This is a genomic window from Streptomyces sp. NPDC098101 (genome assembly GCF_044760185.1).
Classification (GTDB): domain Bacteria; phylum Actinomycetota; class Actinomycetes; order Streptomycetales; family Streptomycetaceae; genus Streptomyces.
Genome location: NZ_JBIWAS010000007.1, coordinates 326,001 through 349,879 on the forward strand (window position 1 = coordinate 326,001; position 23,879 = coordinate 349,879).

The following is a 23,879-nucleotide window of genomic DNA, read 5'->3' on the forward strand; positions in this document are numbered from 1 at the left end:
CGCGCTGACGTATGACCTGAATGTCATCCAAACCGACAAACAGTGAGATGCGGGGAGGAACACGGGGGTTCCCGTTAAATAGCACAAAAATTTAAGGGCGTTCGGATGACATGAACATCATCCGAACGCCCTGCACGGCGATCCGTCAAGGCCGGGCCCGTCCGGCGGACGGGCCCGGCCTCCCGGAGGGGCTACGCCCCGAAGGCCTTCGACTTCCCCTTGACCGGCTTCGCGCCCGCGAGCAGGTGCGCCGGGACCAGGTCCCGGGCCGGCTCGCTGTACCCCACCGAGACGATCTTGTCGCCCCGGTACGTGAACGAGGTCAGCGACGCCAGCGTGCACTGCCGCCGCCGCGGGTCGTGCCACAGCCGCCGCTTCTCCACGAAGCTGCGGACGATCCAGATCGGCAGCTGGTGGCTGACGCAGACCGCCTCGTGGCCCCGGGCCGCGTCCTTCGCCGCGTCGAGCGCGCCCATCATGCGGACGACCTGCTCGACGTACGGCTCGCCCCAAGACGGCTGGAACGGGTTGGTCAGGTGCTTCCAGTTCGCCGGCTTGCGCAGCGCCCCGTCGCCGACGCCGAAGGTCTTGCCCTCGAAGACGTTCGCCGCCTCGATGAGACGCGGGTCACTCGCCAGGTCCAGACCGTGCGATTTGGCGATCGGCGTCGCCGTCTCCTGCGCCCGCTCCAGCGGGGAGGCGACGACGTACGTGACGTCCCGGCCGGCCAGGTGCTCCGCGACCCGGTCCGCCATCTGCCGGCCGAGCTCGGAGAGGTGGTAGCCGGCGCGGCGCCCGTAGAGGACGCCGTCGGGGTTGTGCACCTCGCCGTGGCGCATCAGGTGGACGACGGTGATGTCGTCGTCGCCCACGGGCTTCTCCGCGTTCACGACGTCGTTCACGTCGTCCGCCTCCCCCACGTTCTTCGCCTCGCTCTTTGCCTCGCTCATGCCGTCGCCTCCGCGGCGGCGCGGGCGGCGGCCGGGAGCGCGGCGGCGATCCGCTCGACCGCCCGCTCGTCGTGGGCCGTCGACACGAACCAGGACTCGAACGCGGACGGCGGCAGGTAGACCCCGTCGGCCAGCATCGAGTGGAAGAAGGCGTTGAAGCGGAAGGCCTCCTGCTTCTTCGCGTCGTCGTAGTTCCGCACCTCGTCGGCGGTGAAGAACACCGAGAACATGTTGGAGGCGGTCTGCAGCCGGTGCGCCACGCCCTCCTTGGCCAGCGCGTCCGTGACCAGGCCCCGGATCTCCGCCGAGACCGCGTCCACCTTCGCGTACGCGGCGTCGTCGAGCAGCCGCAGCTGCGCGAGCCCGGCGGCGGTCGCGACCGGGTTCCCGGAGAGCGTGCCCGCCTGGTAGACCGGGCCCGCCGGGGCCAGGTGCCCCATGACGTCGGCGCGGCCGCCGAACGCGGCGGCCGGGAAGCCGCCGCCCATGACCTTGCCGAAGGTCAGCAGGTCGGGCCGCACGCCGTCGACGCCGTACCAGCCGGCCTTCGAGGTGCGGAAACCGGTCATCACCTCGTCCGAGATGTACAGCGCGCCGTTCTCCCGGCACAGGTCCGCCAGGCCCTGGTTGAAGCCCTCGGCCGGCGGGACGACGCCCATGTTGCCCGGCGAGGCCTCGGTGATGACGCAGGCGATCTCGCCCGGGTTCGCGGCGAACGCGGTCCGCACCGCCTCCAGGTCGTTGTACGGCAGCACGATCGTGTCGCCGGCCTGCGCGCCGGTCACCCCGGGCGTGTCCGGCAGCGCGAAGGTGGCGAGGCCGGAGCCGGCCGCGGCGAGCAGCGCGTCCACGTGCCCGTGGTAGCAGCCCGCGAACTTGACGACCTTCGCCCGTCCGGTGAACCCGCGGGCCAGCCGGATCGCGGACATCGTCGCCTCGGTGCCCGAGGAGACCAGCCGCACCTGCTCGACCGGCTCCACGCGCGCGACGATCTCCTCCGCGAGCGCCACCTCGCCCTCGCCGGGGGTGCCGAACGAGGTGCCCCGGGCCACGGCGGCCTGCACGGCGGCGGTGACCTCCGGGTGCGCGTGGCCGAGGATCATCGGTCCCCACGAGCAGACCAGGTCGACGTACTCCCGTCCGTCCGCGTCGGTGAGGTACGGACCGGAACCGGACACCATGAACCGGGGCGTTCCGCCCACGGCCCGGAAGGCACGCACCGGTGAGTTCACGCCGCCGGGCGTCACGAGGGAAGCGCGGTCGAAAAGCGTCTGTGAGACTGGGGCTTCGTATGAATACGGCACTGTGATCCTGACCTGCGAGAACGACTTAGGGCACGACAACGGGAACGGAGGGACGGCGTGGGCATCCCGTGTATTACGCCGGGGCGTACACCCTCCGCGTCTGCGAAACTGGGGCGTCATAGGGATGGCTCACGGAATCCATGGTGTCAGAGGCCACGGCGTTCTCGCGGACGGGTGTTTCACCGTACGAGCGCGGGGGAGGTCACTGTCACGATGATCGGGTTGCGCGGCGGGGTCGTGTTGCCGAGAAAAAGCAGTCGGGTGGAGATATGCATCGCGGTGGCGGACCGGGCGAGGGGACGGACGACCTGGGTCCGGAGTCTGCCCGGCGGGGAAGGCACCGGCGCCGGCGGACCGAAGACCCGATCCCGGAATCTCCGGGAAGGCAAGGCCCTCCGGACGCCCGGGACGAGCGGGACGCCGGGGGCGGGAGGGGCCGGTTGGGGGTGACGTACAAGTACTTCGGCGCGCCCGACGGCGCCACGGCGGCCCGCGTGCCGATCTCGATGCGTCCCGAGGAGCTCGGCGGCGACGAGCTCGGCATGGGCGGCATGTTCACCAAGATCAAGCCGGAGACCATAGCGGCCATGGTCCTCACCGGCATCCAGGGGATGCCCCTGCACAAGGTGCCCCCGCTGGAGCTGGTGGTCCTGCACCCCGACTACGCGGTGGTGAAGCTGCCGATGACCGTGGTCGACCCGCTGCGCGCGATCGGCGAGGAGTCGGTCGGCGCGGCCGCCTTCATCTGGTCCACGGTCCCGGACCGCGGCGGCCCGCGCGACGCCTTCGACGTCTACCAGCTGCTCCACGAGTGGCAGGACTTCTCGGTCCGCCTCCACGAGAACGGCCACCAGCCGTACTGCCTGGTGTGGCCGTGAGGACGGCCGTGGGGACGCGGTAGGCAGGGCTGATAGGGGTCAGGGCACGGTCCGGGTCAGGGGAACGGTCCCGGGTCAGGGACGGCGCCCGTCGCCTTCCGCGGCCTTCGCCGCCTCCGCGCGCGCGGACGCCAGTTCCCGCGCGGAGGCCAGCCGGTACGGCACGTCGATGACCACGACGTTCTTCATGAACAGCAGCCGGGTCTTGAGCCGCAGGGCGCTCTGGTTGTGCAGCGGCTGCTCCCACCAGTGCCCGACCACGTACTCGGGGATGACCACCGACACGACCGCGTCCCCCTTCCGCTCCGGCGCCTCCCTCACGTGCCGCAGGACCGGCTGGACGATCGAGCGGTACGGGGAGCTGAGCACCCGCAGCGGCACGTCGATGCCGTGGACCTCCCAGGTCGCGCGGAGCACCTCCGCCTCCGCCGGGTCCTCGGCGACGGTGACGGCCGTGAGCGAGGCGGGCCGCAGGGTCTTCGCGTACGACAGGGCGCGGAGGCTCGGCGCGTTGACCGAGGCCACCAGGACCAGGACGTGGTTCTCGGCGAGGGCGCGGGGGCGCTCGCCGGGGCCGACGGCGACCTCGGCGGCGACGGTGTCGTAGTGCCGCCGCACCCCCTTCATCCCGGCGTAGAGCACCGGCATCGCGAGGACGACCAGCCAGGCGCCGTGGGTGAACTTGGTGACGAGGACGATGACGAGGACGACCGCCGTCAGACAGGCCCCGAAGGCGTTGATCGCGAGGCGGCGGTGCAGCGCGTGCCGGGGGGCCGCCCCGGCGGGCTTGGCGAGTTCTCGCCGCCAGTGCTTGACCATCCCGGCCTGGGAAAGGGTGAAGGAGACGAAGACGCCGACGATGTACAGCTGGATGAGGCGGGTCAGCTGCGCGTCGAAGGCGACGATCAGGGCGATCGCGGCGAGCGCGAGGAGGACGACGCCGTTCGAGTAGACGAGCCGGTCGCCTCGGTGGAAGAGCTGGCGGGGCGCGTAGCGGTCCCGGCCGAGGACGGAGGCGAGCATCGGGAAGCCGTTGAAGGCGGTGTTGGCGGCCAGGACCAGGACGCCGGCGGTGACGGCCTGGAGCACGTAGAAGAGGACGTGCCAGTCGCCGAAGGTGGCCCGCCCGATCTGGGCGAGCGCGGTGGACGTCGGGGTGCCGGGGGCGAGCCCCAGCTCCGTGGGGTCCTCCGCGACGTGCACCTCGTACACCATGGCGAGCGTCGTGATCCCGAGGAACATGGTCACGGAGAGCCCGCCCATGATCGCCAGGGTGGTCGCGGCGTTGCGGCTCTTCGGCTTCGCGAAGGCGGGGACGCCGTTGCTGACGGCCTCGACGCCGGTCAGCGCGGTGCAGCCGGAGGCGAAGGCGCGCAGGCCGAGCAGAACGAGCGCGAGCCCCGAGTAGGCGGAGACCTCGATGACGGGCAGGTCGGCGGACTCGGCCCGGATCGTCGAGCCGGTCGCCATCCGCACGGCGGCCACCGCGAACATCAGGTGGATCACGGCGACGAAGGCGTACGTGGGCAGGGCGAACCAGCGCCCCGCCTCGCGGACCCCGCGCAGGTTCAGCCAGGCCAGGACCACGACGAAGAACACCGACAGGGCCACGGCGTGCCCGTCGAGCGCGGGGGCGGCGGAGGTGACGGCGGCGACCCCGGAGACGACCGAGACGGCGACGGTCATGACGTAGTCGATGAGCAGCGCGGAGGCGGCGGTGAGCGCGGCCCGCTGCCCCAGGTTCTCGGCGGAGACGACGTAGGCCCCGCCGCCGCCCGGATAGGCGTAGCAGGTCTGCCGGTAGGAGGCGACCACCACCAGGAGCAGCACGACGATGCCGGCCGCCGCGTACCAGGTCAGATGGAGCACGGCCAGGCCGCCGAGGGCGAGGATCAGCAGGATCTCCTCGGTGGCGTAGGCGACCGAGGAGAGCGGGTCGCTGCAGAAGACCGGCAGTGCGACCCGCTTGGGCAGCAGGGTCTCGCCGAGCCGCCCGCTCTCCAGCGGACGGCCTACCAGCAGGCGTTTCGCCGCACTTCCAGCTCTCATAAGTGCTGAAGTTAGGACGAATGGTATGTAATGCGCGGAAGCCGCGCCCTGTGGGGGTGCCCCGCACCCCCGTGGGAGCCCCCGTACGAGGAAGGACCCGACGCGTGAGCGGAGTACGCATGGCCGGAGAACCCCTGCAGATCGCCGAGGTCGCCGCACGGACCGAACTGTCCCTGCGCACCATCCGGCAGTACGAGGACAGCGGCCTGGTCGTCCCTTCGGCGGCCTCCCCCGGCGGCTTCCCCCTCTACACGGACGAGGACGTGTCCCGGCTCATGGTGGTCCGCCGGATGAAGCCGCTCGGCTTCACCCTGGACGAGACCCGCGAGCTGCTCACGGCCGTGGACCGGCTGGCCGCCGACCGTCCGGGCACGGACGCGGAGCTCGACCCGGACGAGCGGGCCGCGCTGGTGTCCCGCGTCCGCCGCTACGAGCAGGCCGCCGCCGAGCGGGTCGCCGAGCTGCGGGCGCAGCTCGCCCGCGCGGAGGAGTTCGCCCAGTCCCTCCGCACCCGTCTGACGGCGGCCCCGGCCTGAGCCGGGCCCCTTCTCAGGGCGCCAGCGCCTCCGCGAGGTCGCGGAAGAAGCGGGCGTACGCGGCGGGGCTGGGCGGGGTCTCCGGGTTCCAGGGGGCGAGCCGGACCCCGCCGGGAAGGGCGTACGGGGGCGTGGCGTGGTCCCGGTCGTCGAAGAGGACCAGGTCGGGACGGAGCCCGGCGGCCCGCTCCCAGCCGGCGGTGAGCCAGTTGGCGCCGGGCCCGGGGCCCGGGTCGAGCAGCCGGACGCCGAGCCCCGCGATCCACGCCAGCTCGGGCCAGGCCTGCGGTCGGGCCAGGTGCACCTGCTCGGGGCCGGCCCCGGAGAGGGCGAGGACCCGGAGCCCGGTCCGGGCCGCCGCCTCCCGGAGCGCGGCCTCGGCGGCCTCGAATTCCGCGAGGGCGGCCCCCTGACCGGGCCCGACGGCCGGGCTCACGGTCACCGGACGGACGATCTCCGGCCCGAGCGCCGACGCACCGACGACGACCGGGGTCAGGCCGTCCACGACTGCGGGCTGCGCTGCTGCGGGCTGCACGGCTGCGGCTACTGGGCCTGTGGTCACTGGACCTGCGGCCACTGGATCCACGGCTGCCGGATCCACGGCATCCGCGTCTGCGGCCCCCGGGCCCGCTGCTTCCGGGCCTGCGGCCTCCGGGCCCGCTGCTTCCGGGCCCGCTGCTTCCGCGCCCGCGACCCTGAGGCCGGCGGCCAGCGCGGCGAACCGGTCGAGGATGGACGGCAGATCCAGCTCGCCGCCGACGGAGAGGGCGACGAGCGGCACCCCGAGCCGCTTGACGAGCGCCTCGTCCAGCGCGTACGGGCTCTTCCCGTCGTACGTCACGTCGACGACGACATCCGGCCGCAACTCCCGGAGCACCGCCTCGTCCAGGGCCCGGCCCGGCCCCAGGTACGGCACGCCGACCGCCTCCAGGACGCCCGCCTTCGCCGGGTCGTACACCTCGCCGTCGTGCCCGGAGCCGTACACCGCGACCGGTGTCACCCCCAGGTCGTACAGGGCGGCCCCGACCCGTACGTACGCGACCACCCGCCTCGGCACCCGGGCCGCCCCCAGCTGCTCGCCCCTGTCGTCCGTGAATCCCCATGCCTGTGTTCCGGACATGCGGCTGCTCCCTCCCCGGCCGGAATCTCCCTGTTCCGCCACCTTGGAACGGTTGTCCGATCCGCACAAGAGGGCCTGCGTCCCGGGCCTGCCGGGACCCCGGCTCCGGCTCCCCCTGCCGAAAGACCGCCGGGAGGTGTTAACTGAACAGGTCGGGAGGAAGCCGTAGGAATCGCCGTGCCGTCGTGCGGGAGCGCCGCCTGCCGGGGCGCACGCGCACGGGCGGCCCTCACCGCCTGGAGTGAGCCATGCCCTTGCCCGGCCCGTTCTCGGACCCCCGTGTGATCACGCTCTTCGGCCTGCTCGCCGTCTCGACGGCGACCTGGCTCGCCCTGGGCCTCCTGCGCGCCCGCGCCCGGGACCGGGCCGGCATCCCGCTGGAGCGGGTCTGGCACCCCCAGGAGTCGGTCCCGCTGACCCCCGCCGAGGAGTACGCCTTCGGCCAGGTCGCCTCCCGCCTCTCCCCCGGCCCGACGGGCCGCCCGCGCTGATCACGCCGGGGCGCGCTTCACCAGGCGCGCGGGTCGCGGCCCGTCGTGGCGAGCAGCCGCTCGAAGGCGGTGGCGTCCCCGGGCAGCCCGACCGCGTCCCCGAAGACGCCCATCCGCCGGGCCATCGGCGCCATCCGGTCCACCTCCCCGGCGAGGCCCGCCACCACGACCGGGTCCGGCTCGAAGGACCGGCCGGTGGCACGGGCCAGGTCCCAGGCGTGCACGGTCAGGTCGAGCAGCACCATGCAGCCGACCGTCCGCGCGGGCAGCCCCATCGCCCCGGACGTGCCCTCCTCGGCGCCGGGCGCCGACCACGCCTCGACCAGCTTCCCGGCCTCCGCCCCGAACAGCTCGCGCCAGCCGGCGTCGGCGACCCGGTCCGGGGTCTCGGAGAAGTCGGGCGTCCCCTTGGCGGCGAGCACCTGGAAGTTCTCCACCACGGAGAAGAGGTGGCCGATCAGGGCGCGGACGTCGTACTCGGCGCAGGGCGTGGGCGCGCCGAGGGAGGCGTCGGCGATCCCACCGACCACGGGGACGGCGTCGGCGGCGGCGACGCGGAGCAGATCACCGATGGGGAGCGGGTCCCCGGCGGGAAGCGGGTCGTCGGTGGAGAGCAGGTCGGCGGCGGGAAGCGGGTCAGTGGTGGGGAGCGGGGCCTCGTTCGTCATGGTCCCGATGCTAGGAAGACATGCCCGGCCCCGTCTTGAAGAAACACGACAAGCCGCACCGAGGAGGCACCTACCATGCGGCCCATGTCCGCCTCCGCTCCCCGCAGGGACACCCGGGGCATCGTCGACCCCGCCGACCTGCTCTCCCGCGTCCGCTTCCGCCGGCACCTCCCGGCCCCGGACCTGCGGCCCTACCTGGAGCACTACTGGCTGATCGACTGGGACCTCCCGGAGCCGTACGCGAGCCACGTCGTCCCGCACCCGTCGGTGAACGTCGTCTTCCAGCGCCACGGCTCCCCGGACGGTCCGGCCGCCGGGGAGGGCACGTCGGCCGAGGTCGCGGGCGTCGGCCTCGGCCTCTTCACCCACGAGCTGGCGGGGACGGGCCGGGTCTGCGGCGTCCAGTTCCGCCCCGGCGGCTTCCGGCCCTTCGCGCCCGCGTGGCCGGTGTCGGCGTGGACGGGCCGCCGCGTCCCGCTGGCCGAGGTCTTCCCGGCCGCCCCGGACGCGGGCCCCGGCGTCCCGGCCGCCGTCCTCTCCCCCGACGGGGACCACGCGCGCGTGGCGGCGCTCGACGCCTTCCTCCTGGCGCACGGCCCGGCCCCCGACCCGGCGGCCGACCACGCCATGGAGCTGGTGGAGCTGGCCCGTTCGGACCGCACGGTCCGCAGGGCGTCCCAACTCGCCGCCGCGTCCGGCCTGTCGGCCCGCTCCCTCCAGCGCCTCTTCGCGAGCCGCGTCGGCGTCGGCCCGAAGTGGGTGATCCTGCGGTACCGCCTCCACGAGGCCCTGGAACGCGCCGAGACCCCGGGCACCCCCGACTGGGCCGCCCTCGCGGCCGAACTGGGCTACAGCGACCAGGCCCACCTCGTACGGGACTTCACGGCCACGATCGGGGTGCCGCCGACGGCATACGCCCACGGACCGTCAGTGCCGTGACCTACCGTACGAAGATGGAGAACGAGACCTCACGCGTACGCCTGGAGCCCTGGTCCGAGGAGGACGCCGGACTGCTGCGCGCCCTGAACGCACCGGAGCTGACCGCCCACCTCGGCGGCCCGGAGACCGAGGACCAACTCGTCATGCGCCACCTGCGGTACGTGACGATGAGCGCCGCGCACCCGGGCGCGGGCCGCATGTTCCGGATCGTGCTGCTCCCGGAGGAGACCGTGGTGGGCAGCATCGGCTTCTGGGGCCAGACCTGGGACGACGAGCAGGTGTACGAGACCGGGTGGACCGTCCTGCCGGGCTTCCAGGGCCGGGGCGTGGCGACGACCGCCACGCGCGCGGTGATCGCGAAGGCCCGGACGGCGGCCACGCAGGGCCTGGGCGCGGGCCTCCGCCGCCATCTGCACGCGTTCCCCTCGGCGGACAACGCCGCCTCGAACGCGGTGTGCCGCAAGGCGGGGTTCGAACTGCGCGGCGAAAGGGACTTCGAGTACCCGGTGGGGCGCCCGATGCGGTGCAACGACTGGCGGTTCGACCTGGGGGACCCGGCTCAGCGGTCCTGATCCGGCGCGGCGAGCGGCCGGGTGAAGTGGAAGGCCACGATGTCGAAGCGCTCCCGCAGGTAGAAGCGGTGGGCTCCGGTGCGGTGGGTGCCGGAGTCCAGGTTGAGCTCGTGGCAGCCGGCCGCGCGGGCGTGGCCCTCCAGGTGGGCGATCAGCGCGTGCCCGACCCCGGTGGAACGGTCGGCCGCCGCCGTCACCAGGTCGTCGACGTAGAGCTTGCGCAGCGAGCTGGTGTTGACGACGATCCGCCAGCCGGCCGCGCCGACGCAGCGCCCGTCGTCCGCGTAGGCGGCGCTGAACCGCAGCCCCTGGGCGTGCCCGGCCTCGTACACCTCGCGGAAGAGTTCCGGGGTGAGGTGGGGGCGGAGTTCGGAGAGGACCGGCAGGAGGTCGCTCTCCAGGCGGGGGTCGCCCGGTCCGAGGTCGATGATCTTCATGCCGGGACGGTACCCCAGGATTTTTCAGGGTTGACCGCCGAGGCACCCTCCCGGATATTTACCTGTGTCACGCAGATGATGTGTGGCACAGTCGAAACGACCGGGTCGGCCGGACCCGCCGGCCACCCGTCCCGGAAGGACACCCCATGACCGTTCTCGTCACCGGCGGCCGAGGCCGCGTCGCCTCCGCCCTGCTCGACCTCCTCGCCGCCGCGGGCATCGAGGCCAGGGCCGGATCACGGCACCCCGCGGACCTCTCCCCACCCCCCGGAGTCGGCACCGTGCACTGCGACCTCACCGACCCGGCCACCTTCGACACCGCCCTGCGAGGCGTCGACTCCGTCTTCCTCTACGCCGAGACGGCGCACGCCGGCACCTTCGCCGAACGGGCCCGCGCCGCCGGCGTCGAGCACGTCGTCCTGCTCTCCTCCAGCTCCGTCCTCGCCCCCGACGCCGACCGGAACGCCGTCGCCGCCCGCCACCTCGCGGCCGAGCGCGCCCTCGCGGCCGCCGCCGACTCCGGCGCCTTCGAGGCCACCCACCTCCAGCCCGGCGCCTTCGCCACCAACGCCCTCGCCTGGGCGCGACCGCTCAAGACGGGCCGGGGCCCGGCCCTGCCCCACCCGCACGCCCACAGCGACCCGATCCACGAGCGAGACCTCGCCGAAGCCGCCCTCGCCGTCCTCACCGAACCCCGGCTGCGCGGCTCCTCCTACTGGCTGACGGGCCCCGCGTCACTGGACTTCACCGAACAGCTGGCGATCCTCGCCCGGGTGACCGGACGCCCCGCACCGCACACCGCCGTCACCCCCGAGGAATGGAAGAAGTCGGTCGCCGCCTTCATGCCGGAACCGGTCGCGGACGGCCTCCTCGCCCACTGGGCCGCCCACGACGGCCGGCCCGCACCCCTGACCGGCACCATGGAGGAACTGACCGGCCACCCGCCCCGCACCTTCGCCACCTGGGCCACGGACCACGCGGAGGCCTTCCGCCCCTGACGAGCCCGCACTCCGCCCCAACCCCCGCCCACTTCCCCGCCCCGGGCCGAATTCCCTGGCAGCCCGTCCGCCCCCGGTGCCATCCTGTCCCCGTGAACGGACCGGAGATCCAGATCAGCTTCGCCCCCGGCCTGCACCTCTTCGTCTCGGCGGAGCGGCGCTCGGGCCCCACCCCCGTGACCACCGACGGCGCCTCCTCCCTCGGCCACGTCGTGGAATCACTGGGCGTGCCCCTCACCGAAGCAGGACGGCTCCTGGCCGACGGACGGCCCGTCGAGACCTCGCACGTCCCGAGCGCGGGCGAGACGATCGAGGTCCAGGACGTGGTCCGCCCGCAGCCGGTCCCCGGCGCACCCCTCCGGTTCCTGCTCGACGTGCACCTCGGCACCCTGGCCCGGCGACTGCGCCTGCTCGGCGTGGACGCGGCCTACGAGAGCGAGGACATCGGCGACCCCGCCCTGGCCGCGCTCTCCGCCCGGGAGCGCCGCGTCCTGCTCTCCCGGGACCGGGGCCTGCTGCGCCGCCGCGAGCTGTGGGCGGGCGCCTACGTCTACAGCGACCGCCCGGACGAGCAGCTCCGCGACGTCCTCGAACGGTTCGCACCGCCGCTCGCGCCCTGGACCCGCTGCACGGCCTGCAACGGCGAACTGAGCGGCGCCGACAAGGACGCGGTCCGCGAGCGGCTGGAGCAGGGCACCGAGAAGACCTACGACGTGTTCGCCCAGTGCGTGGAGTGCGACCGGGTCTACTGGCGCGGCGCCCACCACGCGCGCCTGGAGGCGATCGTCTCCGACGCGGTACGCGAATTCGGCGGAGCGGCGGCCGGCTAGGGCCTGTCCGGCCCGTCGAAGTCGCCCTCGCGCAGCCGCTCGACCTGCTGGGCGCTCACCTCGACGGTGCGCCGCATGTGGGCGATGAGCAGGGCGACCTCGGCGTCGCTGTAGACGTCGAACATCGTGCCCCAGGTGCCGTTGAGCCTCCGCCACAGGGCGCCGAGCTCCGCCGTCCGCCCGGGGGCGAGCGAGACCAGGACCCGGCGCCGGTCCTCGGTGTCGCGCGCCCGCGTCACGTACCCGGCCCGCTCCAGACGGTCGACGAGCCGGGTCGCGGAGCCGGTGGTGAGCCCGGTCAGCTCGGCGATCCGCCCGGTGGTCACCGGCCCGCCCTCCAGACTGAGCAGGTTCAGACACTGCACATCGGTCGGGTGGAGCCCCAGATGGTCCGCGACGGCCTGGTTGAACAGGGCGTAGGCGGCCATGTAACGGCGGGCCTCCCCGTACAGCTCGGTCATCAGCGCCTCGCGCCGGGCGGAACTCTTCTGCGTCATGCGGAGAGCGTACGGACGGGACCCGACCGGCCGCCCCGCCGCCCCTCCCACCGCCCCGCCTATCCTGACCGGACGATCACCACCGTCGATCACCTGCGCGAGGAGCACGCCATGACCGCCCCCGGTACCCCCATCGCCGTCGTCACCGGCGCGAGCAGCGGAATCGGCGCCGCCACGGCCAGGCAGCTGGCCGCCGCCGGCTACCGCGTGGTCCTCACCGCCCGCCGCAAGGACCGCATCGAGGCCCTCGCCGCCGAGATCAACGACGCCGGCCACCAGGCCACCGCCTACGCCCTCGACGTCACCGACCGCGCCGCCGTCGACGAGTTCGCCACCGCCTTCCGCACCCTCGCCGTCCTGGTCAACAACGCGGGCGGCGCCCTCGGCGCCGACCCCGTCGCCACCGGCGACCCCGAGGACTGGCGCCGCATGTACGAGGTCAACGTCCTCGGCACCCTCCACATGACCCAGGCCCTGCTCCCCGCCCTCACCGCGAGCGGCGACGGCACGGTCGTCGTCCTCTCCTCCACCGCCGGCCACGCCACCTACGAGGGCGGCGCCGGCTACGTCGCCGCCAAGAACGGCGCCCGCGTCCTCGCCGAAACCCTCCGCCTGGAGATCGTCGGCACCCCCGTCCGCGTCATCGAGATCGCCCCCGGCATGGTCAAGACCGACGAGTTCGCCACCACCCGCTTCCGCGGCGACACCGACAAGGCCTCCAAGGTCTACGCCGGCGTGGCCGCCCCCCTCACCGCCGACGACGTCGCCGAAACCATCACCTGGGCCTGCACCCGCCCCCCACACGTCAACATCGACCTCCTGGTCGTCCGCCCCCGCGCCCAGGCCTCCAACACCAAGGTCCACCGGGAACTCTGACCACGACCCGCCACACATACGGGTGAACCGATCCGCTCACCCGCACGGCGACCGAACCCCCGGCCTAGCGTCGGGAACAACTCCATACAGAACGGCCCCCGGGCGGGACGGCAATCCCACCCGAGGGCCTGACCATCAGGAAGGCAACACTTCCCATGGCCGAGCAGGACCCTAGCGCGCCCGCGCTCTTCGACCTGAGCACCCTCACGCCCACCGCCCCGTCCCCGCCGTCCTTCATGGACCTCGAAGACCCCCGCTACGCCTACATGTACGGCTTCCTCCAGGCGGACGGCCACATGTCGTCACAATCCCGACAAAAGGGACGGCTCACCGTCGAGATCAACGCGCGGGACATCCAGATCCTGCGCGAGTTCCAGCAGCTCACGCCGTACAACAGCAGCATCACGGAACGCACCCGGGCGACGAACTTCTCGAAGAGCCACCACTCGGCCATCTGGACCCTGAGCTCCCTGGAAGCGCGGAACACTCTCGACCGACTCGGCCTGCCCTACGGCAAGAAGTCGAAGAAGATCACCCCACCCCGCGTGCCCTTCTCACGCCGGGACTACCTCCGTGGCGTCATCGACGCGGACGGATCGGTCGGCTTCACCGGCCAGGGCTTCCCGTTCGTCTCGCTCACCACGTCCAGCACAGCCGTCGGCGCTTACCTGTGCCACTACGCGAAGAAGGTCACCGGAGCGGAACGCCGGATCAAGCGGAACACCCGTGACGGGATCTACAACGTCATGTACACGAAGGAAGCGGCCGTCCAGCTCGTCACGCACCTCTACTACCCCGACTGCCTCGCCCTGGAGCGCAAGAAGACCGCCGCCGCGTCGCTCACCTCCTGGGAACGCCCGCCCGGAATGAAGGTACGACCTCCGCGGAAGCCGTGGACCGCCGAAGCCGATCGCATCCTGCTCGTAGCGCCCACCTTGGCCCATGCGGCCGCAGAGCTGGGCCGCTCTCAAAGCAGTTGCCAGGTGCGTCGCTGGCGCCTGACCAACGGCATCGCGACCTCGGCGGTTCCGGATGTCCGGTAGACAGCAAAGGAGCGGCTCCGGCGCATCACGCCGGGGCCGCTCCGGGCCTCAGCCCTTCACACAGACGACCTGCTTCAGCTTCGCGACGACCTCCACCAGGTCCCGCTGCTGGTCGATCACCTTCTCGATCGGCTTGTACGCGCCCGGGATCTCGTCCACGACGCCGGAGTCCTTGCGGCACTCCACGCCCCGCGTCTGGTCCTCCAGGTCCCGCGTCGTGAAGCGCCGCTTGGCCGCGCTCCGGCTCATCTTCCGGCCCGCGCCGTGCGAGGCCGAGTTGAAGGACGCCACGTTCCCGAGGCCCTTCACGATGTACGAGCCCGTGCCCATCGAGCCCGGGATGATCCCGAACTCCCCGGAGCCGGCCCGGATCGCGCCCTTCCGCGTGACCAGCAGATCCATGCCCTCGTACCGCTCCTCCGCCACGTAGTTGTGGTGGCAGGAGATCACCGGCTCGAAGGTCACCCGGGCCTTGCGGAACTCCCGGCGGACGACCTCCTGGAAGAGCGCCATCATGATCGCGCGGTTGTACTTGGCGTACTCCTGCGCCCAGAAGAGGTCGTTCCGGTAAGCCGCCATCTGCGGAGTATCTGAGACGAACACTGCGAGATCGCGGTCTATGAGACCCTGATTATGCGGCAGCTTCTGCGCTTCACCGATGTGGTACTCGGCAAGCTCCTTGCCGATGTTGCGGGATCCGGAGTGCAACATGAGCCACACCGAGTCCTGCATATCTATGCAGACCTCCGCAAAATGATTCCCTCCGCCCAGCGTTCCCATCTGCTGCCCCGCCCGCTCCCGCCGGAACTTCACCGCGTCCGCGACCCCGTCGAACCGCGACCAGAAGTCGTCCCACCCCGCCGTCGGGAACTGGTACAGCCGCTTCGGGTCCACCGCCTCGCGGTGGAGGCCGCGGCCGACCGGGATGGCCTGTTCGATCTTGGAGCGGAGGCGGGAGAGGTCGCCCGGCAGGTCGTTGGCCGTCAGGGAGGTCTTGACCGCCGACATGCCGCAGCCGATGTCCACGCCGACCGCCGCCGGACACACCGCGCCCTGCATCGCGATCACCGAGCCGACCGTCGCGCCCTTGCCGTAGTGCACGTCCGGCATCACGGCCAGGCCCTTGATCCAGGGGAGCGTCGCCACGTTCCGCAGCTGCTGCATGGCGCCGCCCTCGACCGTGGAAGGGTCCGCCCACATCCGGATCGGCACCTGCGCCCCCGGCACCTCTACGTACGACATACTCCCTCGATTCCCCCGAAAAGACCGATAACGCAAAAACCGGAGCCAAAGCCCGTACAGGTGACAGGGGACCGGCATCAACGGCAGCGTGTGCGATAGACATTGTGTCCATCGGCCGGGTTCGCGCGGCAAACAGTTTTCGGGAAAGTCTTCGGGAGAAGGGAGCCTGGGACCGTGCAGCGAAAGTGGTACGCCCCCGGCCGCACCGGGTCCACGGCCCGTACCGCCGTCGTCCTCGCACTCGGCCTCGGCGCGGGTCTGGCGGGCTGCTCCTCCGGCGCCCCCGCCGACGACGTCAAGGTCGACGCCAAGGCCGGCATCGCCTCCGCCGCCGCGCCCCCCGGCCGCTACCGCACCCTCTTCGAGCCCTGCGGCTCCGTCCCGCAGACCGTGCTCAAGGAGATGCTCCCGGGCGCGGCCGCCCTGCCCGATCCCGAGCGCGACAGGACGTACCGGGGCACCGCCGCCGTCACGTACGACACCGACCGGCGCGTCGGCTGCTCGTGGCGGGCCGACACCCCGGAGACCTCGCACCGGCTCTCGCTCGACATCGAGCGGGTGGTCTCGTACGACACCGCCGTCAGCGACGACGACCGGGCGCAGGAGGTGTACGTCCGCAAGCAGCTCGCGGCGGGCGTTCCCCTGCCGCCCACCGCCCCGCCGGAGCCCACCGGCACCCCCGGCGGCACGACCGGTCCCAGCGGGACGACGACCACCCCTCCGGCGCACAAGCCGACGACGGCCGCCGACGCCGCCACCACCGCTCCCACCCCCACCGCCACCGCGTCCACCGCTCCGGTCTCCGGCGGGCCGACCCCGTCCGGCGCTCCGGCCTCCACCGGTCTGGAGTCCCGCGTCCTGGAGGGCCTCGGGGAGGTCGCGTACCTCGACGACGTCCTCGGCAACGCCGGCGCGAACAGCCGGCAGCGGTCCGTCAGCGTGGTGTTCCGCACATCCAATGTGATCGTCACGGTGTCCTACCGGGAGGAGACCACCGGTCTCTCCGAGGCTCCGGACAGCACGGAACTGCAGGAAAGGGCCCGGAAGGTGGCCCGGCTGCTCGCCGACCGGCTGGAGGAGTAGCCGTTCGGCGCCGCTCCGTGAGCGGACGGCGACCACGTAACGTGTCGCCGTAGCCCGTGGCCGGACCGTACGACAAGCGACTGAAGGAACCATGCAGCGATCAGCTCGGCGACTCACCCGCATACTCGCCTGCGCAGCCGTCCCGGTGATGCTCGTCGTCGCCGGCTGCTCCTCCGACTCCGGTGACTCGGGGAAGCCGAAGGCGCAGGAGAAGACGGGTGCGTCCGCGACCCCCTCGCCCGCGCAGACGACGAAGACGGTCGAGCCGGCGAAGTTCGCGAAGCTGCCCCAGGTCTGCCGGTCGGTCTCGGCGAAGACGACGGAGTCCCTGGTCCCGAAGGCGAAGACCAAGAACGGGACGCCGGGCGTCTCCAGCGACCTGGCCAGCCGTGGCGGCTGCTCGTGGAACGGTCTCGACGACAAGGGCGTGAAGGGTTCGCAGTACCGCTGGCTGGACGTGTCCGTCTACCGGTACGAGTCGGACGCCTCGCTCGGCAGCGGGCAGGAGCGGGCGCGGCAGAACCTCGCGAAGGAGGTCGCCAAGATCGAGGGGACCGCGGGGGCCAAGAAGCTGCGGACCACGGCGGCGACGGGCATCGGCGACGAGGCGAAGGCCATCACGTACCAGGAGAGCAAGACGGGCGAGGACTTCGTCTACACCTCGATCGTGGCGCGTACGGGCAACGTGCTGGTGCTGCTGTCGTACAACGGCGCCGGGTACGCGGGTGCGCCCACCCCGTCGGAGAAGACGATCACGGACGGTGCGGTCAAGGCCGCGAAGGAGGCCGTGGCGTCGGTCGCCGCGGCCAACAAGTAGACGTCCACGACGTCCACGAGCAGGACGTCCACAAGTAGACGCGCACACGTGACAAGTAGGCGCAAAGCGGCACGGAACGGCGCGGCGTCGCGGAGCCCGTCCCTCCCCCGGGGGCCGGGCTTCGTTCACATGTGCCACTCTGTGCGCGCGAGATGTCGATCGTTGGGAGGGTTCGCGGGTGGCCGCGATGCAGCTGACACGCACACACCGAATACTCATCGGCCTCGTCATCGCCGGTGCGCTGATCATCGCGGGAATCGGCTTCGCGGGTTCGTACGCCGCCGTGCGCGAGCTCGCGGTGCACAAGGGTTTCGGCACCTTCTCGTACTTCTTCCCGATCGGCATCGACGCGGGCATCTGTGTCCTGCTGGCGCTCGACCTGCTGCTGACGTGGCTGCGGATCCCGTTCCCGCTGCTGCGGCAGACCGCGTGGGTGCTGACGGCGGCGACCATCGCCTTCAACGGCGCGGCCGCGTGGCCGGACCCGCTGGGCGTGGGGATGCACGCGGTGATTCCGGTGCTGTTCGTGGTGTCCGTGGAGGCCGCGCGGCACGCGGTGGGCCGGATCGCGGACATCACGGCCGACAAGCACATGGAGGGCGTGCGGCTGACCCGGTGGCTGCTGTCGCCGGTGCCGACGTTCCGGCTGTGGCGGCGGATGAAGCTGTGGGAGCTGCGTTCGTACGAGCAGGTCATCAAGCTGGAGCAGGAGCGGATGATCTACCAGGCCCGGCTCCAGGCCCGGTTCGGCCGGAACTGGCGGCGGAAGGCCCCGGTGGAGGCCCTGATGCCGCTGCGTCTGGCGCGGTACGGGGTGCCGCTGGCGGAGACGGCGGCCGCGGGGCTCGCGGCGGCGGGCATCGAGCCGGCGGTGCTGCCTCCGCAGCCGGGCCAGGCGTTCGATCCGTCGCAGCCCGCTCCGCTGCCCCAGCAGTTCCAGCAGTCCCAGCCGGCGCTGGCGGCGCAGCCGCTTCCGCAGCAGGCGGGGCTTCCGGGGGCGGACGCGCCGGTCGCGCCCGCCGCGCCGGTGAACCACGAGAGCCCGTGGTTCGACGCGCAGGAGGTCTCCCCGACGGCGTACACGGGCACGTACAACCTGCGGGGCGCCGAGGGCCAGGAGCAGCAGCAGCCGGTCCCGGGTCCGCAGGGCCCCGAGGGCTCCGCCGAGTACCAGGAGCACGTCGAGGAGTACACCGGGGAGTACGCCGGGGAGCCGGACCCCCGGGACAGTCAGCTGTACAAGGTCGTCCAGGACCTGATGTGGGAGTACGCCCGGGAGAACGACCACCTCCTGGAGGAGGCGGAGTTCGCGCGTCTGGTGACCGAGGAGCACGGGGGCCAGGAGTACTACGACCCCGAGCTGCTCCCGCTGTTGATCGCGGAGACGCAGGAGGAGATCCGGCAGGCGATGGCCGCGCGCCACACCACCTGATCCGTACGTCTGATCCATACGTCTGATCCGTACGCCGTACGGAGAAGGGCTGCCGCCCGGAGGGTTCCGGGCGGCAGCCCTTTTTCGTGCGCTACGCGTCCGTCACGCGCCGAGGAGCTTCCTGACCCGCTCCGCGCCGACGGCGAGGAGGAGGGTGGGGAGGCGCGGGCCGGTCTCGCGGCTCACGAGGAGCTTGTAGAGCAGGGCGAAGAAGGCGCGCTGGGCGAGCTTGAGCTCGGGCGTCGGCTTGGCCTCGGGGTCGAGTCCGGCCATGACCTTCGGGACGCCGTAGACGAGGGTGGTGAGCCCGTCGAGCGACCAGTGGGTGTCGAGGCCGTCCAGGAGGAGGCGGAGCGACTCGCGGCCCTCGTCGTCCAGGGAGCCGAGGAGCTCGGTGTCGGGCTCGTCGCGGACGATGGTGCGCTGGTCGGCCGGGACCTGGTTGGTGATCCAGTTCTCGGCGCGGTCGAGGCGCGGCCGGACCTCGTCGAGGGAGGTGACGGGGTTGTCGGGGTCGAGTTCGGTGAGGATCCGCAGGGTCTGCTCGTCGTGTCCGGCGGTGATGTCCATGACCGAGGCCAGGGTCCGGTACGGGAGCGGGCGGGGGGTCCGGGGCAGTTCGCCGGCGGCGGTGCGGGCGGCGCGGGAGTGGGCGGCGGCGTCGGCGGGCAGGACGGTGCCGTCGGCGACCTTGGCCTCCAGCTTGTCCCACTCGTCGTAGAGCCGCTGGATCTCCTGGTCGAAGGCGATCTTGAAGGACTGGTTGGGCTTGCGGCGGGCGTAGAGCCAGCGCAGCAGGGGCGCTTCCATGATCTTCAGCGCGTCGGCGGCGGTGGGGACGCCGCCGCGCGAGGAGGACATCTTGGCCATGCCGCTGATGCCGACGAAGGCGTACATGGGGCCGATGGGCTGGACGCCGTCGAAGATCTCGCGGACGATCTGGCCGCCGACGACGAAGGAGGAGCCGGGCGAGGAGTGGTCGACGCCGGAGGGCTCGAAGATCACGCCCTCGTAGGCCCAGCGCATGGGCCAGTCGACCTTCCAGACCAGCTTGCCGCGGTTGAACTCGCTGAGCTCGACGGTCTCGGCGAAGCCGCAGGCCGTGCAGGTGTAGGCGAGTTCGGTGGTGTCGTCGTCGTAGGAGGTGACGGTGGTGAGGTCCTTCTCGCACCGGCCGCAGTAGGGCTTGTACGGGAAGTAGCCGGCGCCGCCGCCGGAGCCGTCGTCCTCGGCGGCCGCGCCGGAGCCCTCCTCGGCCTCCAGCTCGGCTTCGTCGAGGGGCTTCTGGGACTGCTTCTTGGGCGTCTTCTTGGTGCGGTACTGGTCGAGGATGGCGTCGATGTCGGCGCGGTGGCGCACGGCGTGCAGGATCTGCTCGCGGTAGGCGCCGGCGGTGTACTGCTCGGTCTGGCTGATCGGGTCGTACTCGACGCCGAGCTCGGCCAGGGACTCGACCATGGCGGCCTTGAAGTGCTCGGCCCAGTTGGGGTGGGGCGAGCCGGCGGGGGCCGGGACGGAGGTCAGCGGCTTGCCGATGTGCTCGGCCCAGGTCTCGTCGATGCCCTCGATGCCGTTCGGCACCTTGCGGTAGCGGTCGTAGTCGTCCCAGGAGACGAGGTGCCGGACGGTGTGGCCGCGGCGGCGGATCTCGTCGGCGACCAGGTGCGGGGTCATGACCTCGCGGAGGTTGCCGAGGTGGATCGGGCCGGAGGGGGAGAGGCCGGAGGCGACGACGACCGGTTTGCCAGGCGCACGTCGCTCCGACTCGGCGATGACCTCGTCCGCGAAACGGGAGACCCAGTCGGTCTCGGTGCTGCTCTGAGCCACGGTCGGTACGTCCTTCTTTCCGTAAATCCCTCGGTGCCCGGTGTCGGGCCTCACGCCTGTCATTGTCCCAGACGGAACGACGGGCCCCGGGGTTGTCCACAGGTCGGGGTTGTCCGCGTTCCGGGCGGGCCGGGTGGGGGCCCGGTTGTCCACAGGCGGAGAAAACACGTTGCTCTCCCATGGGACACTTGACAAGCGAAATAGACCACCGGACACCTCTCAACGGAACGGAAGCTCATGGCCTCGGTCCCTTCCCTCGCTTCGACCGTGCAGCAGCGCCTCGCGGACGGACTCTCGGCAGCCCTGCCGGAGGCCGCGTCCGCCGACCCGCTGCTGCGACGTAGCGACCGGGCCGACTTCCAGGCCAACGGCATCCTGGCGCTCGCCAAGCGGCTGAAGGGCAATCCGCGGGAGCTGGCGACGCGGGTCGTCGAGGCGATTCCGGCGAACGACGTGCTGAAGGAGGTCGAGGTCTCCGGGCCCGGCTTCCTGAACATCACAGTCACCGACGCGGCGATCGTGGAGACCCTCGCGGCCCGTGCCGCCGACGCGCGGCTCGGCGTGCCGTTCGCCGAGTCGGCCGGCACGACGGTGATCGACTACGCGCAGCCGAACGTGGCGAAGGAGATGCACGTCGGCCACCTGCGGTCCGCGGTGATCGGCGCGGCGATGGTCGAGATCCTGGAGTTCACCGGCGAGACGGTGGTCCGGCGCCACCACATCGGCGACTGGGGCACCCAGTTCGGGATGCTCATCCAGTACCTGATCGAGCACCCGCACGAGCTGGACCACTCCTCGGAGTCCGAGGTGTCCGGCGAAGAGGCGATGTCGAACCTCAACCGGCTGTACAAGGCGTCGCGCGCCCTGTTCGACTCCGACGAGGAGTTCAAGACGCGGGCCCGCGCGCGCGTGGTGGACCTCCAGGCCGGTGACGAGGAGACGCTCGCGCTCTGGCAGCGGTTCGTGGACGAGTCGAAGATCTACTTCTACTCGGTCTTCGACAAGCTGGACATGGACATCCGGGACACCGACGTGGTCGGCGAGTCCGGTTACAACGACATGCTGGCGGAGACCTGCCGGATCCTGGAGGAGTCGGGCGTCGCGGTCCGCTCCGAGGGTGCGCTGTGCGTGTTCTTCGACGACGTGAAGGGCCCGGACGGCAACCCGGTGCCGCTGATCGTGCAGAAGTCCGACGGCGGTTTCGGCTACGCGGCGACGGACCTGTCGGCGATCCGGGACCGGGTGCGGAACCTGAAGGCGACGTCCCTGCTGTACGTGGTGGACGCGCGGCAGTCGCTGCACTTCAAGATGGTCTTCGAGACGGCCCGCCGGGCGGGCTGGCTGAACGACGAGGTGAAGGCCGTCCAGCTGGCGTTCGGCACGGTCCTGGGCAAGGACGGCAAGCCGTTCAAGACCCGTGAGGGCGAGACGGTCCGGCTGGTGGACCTGCTGGACGAGGCCGTGGAGCGGGCGACGGAGGTCGTCCGCGAGAAGGAGGAGGACTACCGGAAGAAGACCGGGCAGTCCCTCCTGACCGAGGCGGAGGTCGTCGAGAACGGCCGGTACGTGGGCATCGGCGCGGTGAAGTACGCCGATCTGTCGACGTCGGCCGCGCGCGACTACAAGTTCGACCTGGACCAGATGGTGTCGCTGAACGGCGACACGTCGGTGTACATCCAGTACGCGTACGCGCGGGTCAGGTCGATCTTCGGCAAGGCGGGCGACCGCACCCCGGTCGCCCACCCGGAGCTGGAGCTGGCCCCGGCGGAGCGCGCGCTCGGTCTGCACCTGGACCAGTTCGGCGAGGTGATCGCGGAGGCCGCCGCGGAGTACGCCCCGCACAAGCTCGCCGCGTACCTCTACCAGCTGGCCTCGCTGTACACGACGTTCTACGACCAGTGCCCGGTCGTGAAGCCGGAGCCGGCGCGGGAGGTCGCGGAGAACCGTCTGTTCCTCTGCGACCTGACGGCCCGCACGCTCCACCAGGGCATGGCGCTCCTGGGCATCCGGACGCCCGAGCGCCTCTGATCCCACGGCGCCCCCGGGCGCCCCGCGTTCATCCGTCGGCCGGGCGCCATTCGCCCGGCTCGACCCACCAGACGTACGCGGGGCGCCCGGCGGTCGCGCTGGTGCGGAACGGGCGGCCCGCGTCGTCGACCCGGATCGTGCCCCTGCGGTCGCCGCTGCTCCAGTCGACCTCCAGGTACCAGCTGACGTCGTGGGCCTTCGTGGTCACGTCGAGGCGGAGCACCTGGGGGTCGTCGGACGCGACCTTGTAGGGGAAGTCCTCGGCGGGCACGACGACGTCGCCGTTCTGCCCGGCGACCGGCCGGAGGAGGGGCTGGGAGCGGTCGAGGTCCACGGCGAACGTCTGCGGGGTGACGCCGCTGCCGCAGCCGTCGCCCATCGAGAACGCCGACCAGGGCAGCGCGGCGGAGCGCCCCACCACCCGGACGTGGACGTCGTTGATGACCACGGAGTCGGACGTGCGGCCCGTGGCGGTGAGTTCGAGGCGCATCCCGCCGCCGTCCACCGCGCCGAGCGCCCGCGCCCAGCCGCGGTGGTCCTGCGGAGGGGGCGGCGGGGGGACCGTGCCGGGCGCGCGGTCGAGCAGGTAGTACTGGCCGCAGGGCAGCTCCCAGTTGTACGAGCTGACGCCGACGCGCAGCGGGACGCCGGTCGCGGGCGCGCCGGACCGCGAGGCGGTCGGCGACGGGTTCCGCGAGGGCGCCGGGGAGGAGGCCGAAGGGGACCCGGAGCCCTTGCCGTCCGGGAGCCCGGACGGGGAGCCGGACGTGGACGGCGTCGGCGTCGCGGTCGGGGACGGGGTGGGTCCGGGGCGTACGGGGGCGGTGCCGCCGGTCGCCGGGCCGGACGGGGCGGGTGTCCGCGCCGCCCGCTCCGGCCGTCCGTCGCCGTCGCCGCCTGCCGCGAACACGGCGACCGGCACGGCCGCCGCGACGACCGCGAGGGCGGCGAGCGCGACGAGCACCCGGCGCCGGCGCGGGCTCCCGTTCCGGGGGCCGGGCCCGCCCGGAGCGGCGCCTCCCGCGTCCGACCGCGCGTCCAGCTCCGTATCGGCGCCCACCACCGGTACCGGCGCGGGCTCCCGCGCGGGTACGGGTTCTGACACGACCTCAGGCACAGGCGCAGGCACAGCCTCAGGAACAGCTTCAGGCACAGGCACAGGCACAGGCACAGACGCCAACTCAGCCTCCGGCCCCGCCTCCGAATCAGGCCTCGGCACCGACTCCGACTCCGGTACCGAATCCGACTCCGAATCAGGCTCC

At 72.2% G+C, this 23,879-nt stretch carries 23 protein-coding genes; 13 read left to right on the plus strand and 10 right to left on the minus strand.

Going from position 1 to position 23,879, the window contains the following annotated elements:
- Positions 1-191: 191 nt before the first annotated feature.
- Entirely contained in the window at positions 192-839 is a 648-nt protein-coding gene (locus ACIQVI_RS29030; protein WP_121828986.1) for a histidine phosphatase family protein, read from the minus strand.
- Positions 840-946: 107 nt separating this feature from the next.
- Positions 947-2,254: a glutamate-1-semialdehyde 2,1-aminomutase gene (gene hemL / locus ACIQVI_RS29035; RefSeq protein WP_351970862.1), complete on the minus strand. Its 1,308-nt coding sequence runs from the start codon at positions 2,252-2,254 to the stop codon at positions 947-949.
- A gap of 269 nt (positions 2,255-2,523) precedes the next feature.
- Between hemL and ACIQVI_RS29040 the strand changes: the two genes are divergently transcribed.
- A complete protein-coding gene (locus ACIQVI_RS29040) occupies positions 2,524-3,132 on the plus strand; it encodes a hypothetical protein (protein ID WP_121828955.1) in 609 nt (202 codons plus the stop codon).
- A 75-nt stretch (positions 3,133-3,207) separates the two neighbouring features.
- Here the strand turns inward: ACIQVI_RS29040 and ACIQVI_RS29045 are convergent, their stop codons facing one another.
- A complete protein-coding gene (locus tag ACIQVI_RS29045; protein WP_403601152.1) occupies positions 3,208-5,181 on the minus strand; it encodes an APC family permease in 1,974 nt (657 codons plus the stop codon).
- A 119-nt stretch (positions 5,182-5,300) separates the two neighbouring features.
- Between ACIQVI_RS29045 and ACIQVI_RS29050 the strand changes: the two genes are divergently transcribed.
- Entirely contained in the window at positions 5,301-5,717 is a 417-nt protein-coding gene (locus ACIQVI_RS29050) for a MerR family transcriptional regulator (protein WP_351970877.1), read from the plus strand.
- Between the two features lie 13 nt (positions 5,718-5,730).
- Here ACIQVI_RS29050 and ACIQVI_RS29055 read toward each other — a convergent pair whose 3' ends face one another.
- Complete coding sequence (locus ACIQVI_RS29055; RefSeq protein WP_403601155.1) at positions 5,731-6,837, minus strand: ABC transporter substrate-binding protein; 1,107 nt, start codon at positions 6,835-6,837, stop codon at positions 5,731-5,733.
- Positions 6,838-7,085: 248 nt separating this feature from the next.
- Between ACIQVI_RS29055 and ACIQVI_RS29060 the strand changes: the two genes are divergently transcribed.
- Positions 7,086-7,328, plus strand: coding sequence for a hypothetical protein (locus tag ACIQVI_RS29060; RefSeq protein WP_403601158.1), 243 nt, complete (start codon positions 7,086-7,088; stop codon positions 7,326-7,328).
- 17 nt (positions 7,329-7,345) lie between these two features.
- Here the strand turns inward: ACIQVI_RS29060 and ACIQVI_RS29065 are convergent, their stop codons facing one another.
- Entirely contained in the window at positions 7,346-7,996 is a 651-nt protein-coding gene (locus tag ACIQVI_RS29065; RefSeq protein WP_403601160.1) for a TIGR03086 family metal-binding protein, read from the minus strand.
- An 84-nt stretch (positions 7,997-8,080) separates the two neighbouring features.
- Between ACIQVI_RS29065 and ACIQVI_RS29070 the strand changes: the two genes are divergently transcribed.
- Together ACIQVI_RS29070 and ACIQVI_RS29075 are read left to right on the plus strand one after the other, a co-directional pair.
- Positions 8,081-8,935, plus strand: coding sequence for a DUF6597 domain-containing transcriptional factor (locus tag ACIQVI_RS29070; RefSeq protein ID WP_403601163.1), 855 nt, complete (start codon positions 8,081-8,083; stop codon positions 8,933-8,935).
- 14 nt (positions 8,936-8,949) lie between these two features.
- Complete coding sequence (locus tag ACIQVI_RS29075; RefSeq protein ID WP_351970878.1) at positions 8,950-9,507, plus strand: GNAT family N-acetyltransferase; 558 nt, start codon at positions 8,950-8,952, stop codon at positions 9,505-9,507.
- Here ACIQVI_RS29075 and ACIQVI_RS29080 read toward each other — a convergent pair.
- Entirely contained in the window at positions 9,495-9,944 is a 450-nt protein-coding gene (locus tag ACIQVI_RS29080) for a GNAT family N-acetyltransferase (protein WP_121828950.1), read from the minus strand. The two genes, ACIQVI_RS29075 and ACIQVI_RS29080, sit on opposite strands and share 13 nt — an antisense overlap.
- A gap of 146 nt (positions 9,945-10,090) precedes the next feature.
- Between ACIQVI_RS29080 and ACIQVI_RS29085 the strand changes: the two genes are divergently transcribed.
- Together ACIQVI_RS29085 and ACIQVI_RS29090 are read left to right on the plus strand one after the other, a co-directional pair.
- Positions 10,091-10,942 (plus strand): NAD(P)H-binding protein, encoded by an 852-nt coding sequence (locus tag ACIQVI_RS29085; RefSeq protein WP_403601166.1) that lies wholly within the window; start codon positions 10,091-10,093, stop codon positions 10,940-10,942.
- Between the two features lie 92 nt (positions 10,943-11,034).
- On the plus strand, positions 11,035-11,772 hold the full coding sequence (locus tag ACIQVI_RS29090) for a Mut7-C RNAse domain-containing protein (RefSeq protein ID WP_403601169.1): 738 nt from the start codon (positions 11,035-11,037) through the stop codon (positions 11,770-11,772).
- On the opposite strand, the gene ACIQVI_RS29095 is transcribed toward ACIQVI_RS29090, so the two are convergent.
- On the minus strand, positions 11,769-12,269 hold the full coding sequence (locus ACIQVI_RS29095) for a MarR family winged helix-turn-helix transcriptional regulator (protein WP_403601172.1): 501 nt from the start codon (positions 12,267-12,269) through the stop codon (positions 11,769-11,771). The genes ACIQVI_RS29090 and ACIQVI_RS29095 overlap by 4 nt on opposite strands.
- Before the next feature lie 111 nt (positions 12,270-12,380).
- Between ACIQVI_RS29095 and ACIQVI_RS29100 the strand changes: the two genes are divergently transcribed.
- Together ACIQVI_RS29100 and ACIQVI_RS29105 are read left to right on the plus strand one after the other, a co-directional pair.
- Positions 12,381-13,145 carry an SDR family NAD(P)-dependent oxidoreductase gene (locus ACIQVI_RS29100; protein WP_351970871.1) on the plus strand — a complete coding sequence of 255 codons (765 nt, stop codon included), beginning with the start codon at positions 12,381-12,383 and terminating at the stop codon, positions 13,143-13,145.
- Between the two features lie 155 nt (positions 13,146-13,300).
- The gene (locus ACIQVI_RS29105; RefSeq protein WP_403601175.1) at positions 13,301-14,188 is read left to right on the plus strand and encodes a hypothetical protein; all 888 of its coding nucleotides are present in this window, start codon (positions 13,301-13,303) and stop codon (positions 14,186-14,188) included.
- Between the two features lie 48 nt (positions 14,189-14,236).
- Here the strand turns inward: ACIQVI_RS29105 and ACIQVI_RS29110 are convergent, their stop codons facing one another.
- Positions 14,237-15,430, minus strand: coding sequence for an RtcB family protein (locus ACIQVI_RS29110; protein WP_403601178.1), 1,194 nt, complete (start codon positions 15,428-15,430; stop codon positions 14,237-14,239).
- Positions 15,431-15,604: 174 nt separating this feature from the next.
- On the opposite strand from ACIQVI_RS29110, the gene ACIQVI_RS29115 reads away from it, so the two are divergent.
- The 3 genes from ACIQVI_RS29115 to ACIQVI_RS29125 all read left to right on the plus strand — a co-directional run bounded on the left by ACIQVI_RS29115 (position 15,605) and on the right by ACIQVI_RS29125 (position 18,762).
- The gene (locus ACIQVI_RS29115; RefSeq protein ID WP_403601181.1) at positions 15,605-16,513 is read left to right on the plus strand and encodes a DUF3558 domain-containing protein; all 909 of its coding nucleotides are present in this window, start codon (positions 15,605-15,607) and stop codon (positions 16,511-16,513) included.
- Between the two features lie 91 nt (positions 16,514-16,604).
- Positions 16,605-17,330 carry a DUF3558 domain-containing protein gene (locus ACIQVI_RS29120; protein ID WP_403601183.1) on the plus strand — a complete coding sequence of 242 codons (726 nt, stop codon included), beginning with the start codon at positions 16,605-16,607 and terminating at the stop codon, positions 17,328-17,330.
- Positions 17,331-17,508: 178 nt separating this feature from the next.
- Complete coding sequence (locus ACIQVI_RS29125) at positions 17,509-18,762, plus strand: DUF2637 domain-containing protein (RefSeq protein WP_403601185.1); 1,254 nt, start codon at positions 17,509-17,511, stop codon at positions 18,760-18,762.
- A 102-nt stretch (positions 18,763-18,864) separates the two neighbouring features.
- On the opposite strand, the gene lysS is transcribed toward ACIQVI_RS29125, so the two are convergent.
- Complete coding sequence (gene lysS / locus ACIQVI_RS29130; RefSeq protein ID WP_351972788.1) at positions 18,865-20,652, minus strand: lysine--tRNA ligase; 1,788 nt, start codon at positions 20,650-20,652, stop codon at positions 18,865-18,867.
- A 174-nt stretch (positions 20,653-20,826) separates the two neighbouring features.
- On the opposite strand from lysS, the gene argS reads away from it, so the two are divergent.
- On the plus strand, positions 20,827-22,617 hold the full coding sequence (gene argS, locus ACIQVI_RS29135) for an arginine--tRNA ligase (RefSeq protein ID WP_403601188.1): 1,791 nt from the start codon (positions 20,827-20,829) through the stop codon (positions 22,615-22,617).
- Between the two features lie 28 nt (positions 22,618-22,645).
- Here the strand turns inward: argS and ACIQVI_RS29140 are convergent, their stop codons facing one another.
- Positions 22,646-23,722 (minus strand): transcriptional regulator, encoded by a 1,077-nt coding sequence (locus ACIQVI_RS29140; RefSeq protein ID WP_403601241.1) that lies wholly within the window; start codon positions 23,720-23,722, stop codon positions 22,646-22,648.
- Between the last annotated feature and the right edge of the window lie 157 nt (positions 23,723-23,879).

Excerpts from the sequence above, each read along its gene's own strand:
- ACIQVI_RS29055 (WP_403601155.1), bottom strand. The coding sequence starts at position 6,837 with ATGTCCGGAACACAGGCATGGGGATTCACGGACGACAGGGGCGAGCAG.
- argS (WP_403601188.1), top strand. The coding sequence starts at position 20,827 with ATGGCCTCGGTCCCTTCCCTCGCTTCGACCGTGCAGCAGCGCCTCGCG.
- ACIQVI_RS29030 (WP_121828986.1), bottom strand. The coding sequence starts at position 839 with ATGCGCCACGGCGAGGTGCACAACCCCGACGGCGTCCTCTACGGGCGC.
- ACIQVI_RS29095 (WP_403601172.1), bottom strand. The coding sequence starts at position 12,269 with ATGACGCAGAAGAGTTCCGCCCGGCGCGAGGCGCTGATGACCGAGCTG.
- ACIQVI_RS29065 (WP_403601160.1), bottom strand. The coding sequence starts at position 7,996 with ATGACGAACGAGGCCCCGCTCCCCACCACTGACCCGCTTCCCGCCGCC.
- ACIQVI_RS29050 (WP_351970877.1), top strand. The coding sequence starts at position 5,301 with ATGGCCGGAGAACCCCTGCAGATCGCCGAGGTCGCCGCACGGACCGAA.
- ACIQVI_RS29120 (WP_403601183.1), top strand. The coding sequence starts at position 16,605 with ATGCAGCGATCAGCTCGGCGACTCACCCGCATACTCGCCTGCGCAGCC.
- ACIQVI_RS29085 (WP_403601166.1), top strand. The coding sequence starts at position 10,091 with ATGACCGTTCTCGTCACCGGCGGCCGAGGCCGCGTCGCCTCCGCCCTG.
- lysS (WP_351972788.1), bottom strand. The coding sequence starts at position 20,652 with ATGACAGGCGTGAGGCCCGACACCGGGCACCGAGGGATTTACGGAAAG.
- ACIQVI_RS29075 (WP_351970878.1), top strand. The coding sequence starts at position 8,950 with ATGGAGAACGAGACCTCACGCGTACGCCTGGAGCCCTGGTCCGAGGAG.
- ACIQVI_RS29100 (WP_351970871.1), top strand. The coding sequence starts at position 12,381 with ATGACCGCCCCCGGTACCCCCATCGCCGTCGTCACCGGCGCGAGCAGC.
- ACIQVI_RS29080 (WP_121828950.1), bottom strand. The coding sequence starts at position 9,944 with ATGAAGATCATCGACCTCGGACCGGGCGACCCCCGCCTGGAGAGCGAC.
- ACIQVI_RS29070 (WP_403601163.1), top strand. The coding sequence starts at position 8,081 with ATGTCCGCCTCCGCTCCCCGCAGGGACACCCGGGGCATCGTCGACCCC.
- ACIQVI_RS29105 (WP_403601175.1), top strand. The coding sequence starts at position 13,301 with ATGGCCGAGCAGGACCCTAGCGCGCCCGCGCTCTTCGACCTGAGCACC.
- ACIQVI_RS29045 (WP_403601152.1), bottom strand. The coding sequence starts at position 5,181 with ATGAGAGCTGGAAGTGCGGCGAAACGCCTGCTGGTAGGCCGTCCGCTG.
- ACIQVI_RS29110 (WP_403601178.1), bottom strand. The coding sequence starts at position 15,430 with ATGTCGTACGTAGAGGTGCCGGGGGCGCAGGTGCCGATCCGGATGTGG.
- ACIQVI_RS29060 (WP_403601158.1), top strand. The coding sequence starts at position 7,086 with ATGCCCTTGCCCGGCCCGTTCTCGGACCCCCGTGTGATCACGCTCTTC.
- ACIQVI_RS29040 (WP_121828955.1), top strand. The coding sequence starts at position 2,524 with ATGCATCGCGGTGGCGGACCGGGCGAGGGGACGGACGACCTGGGTCCG.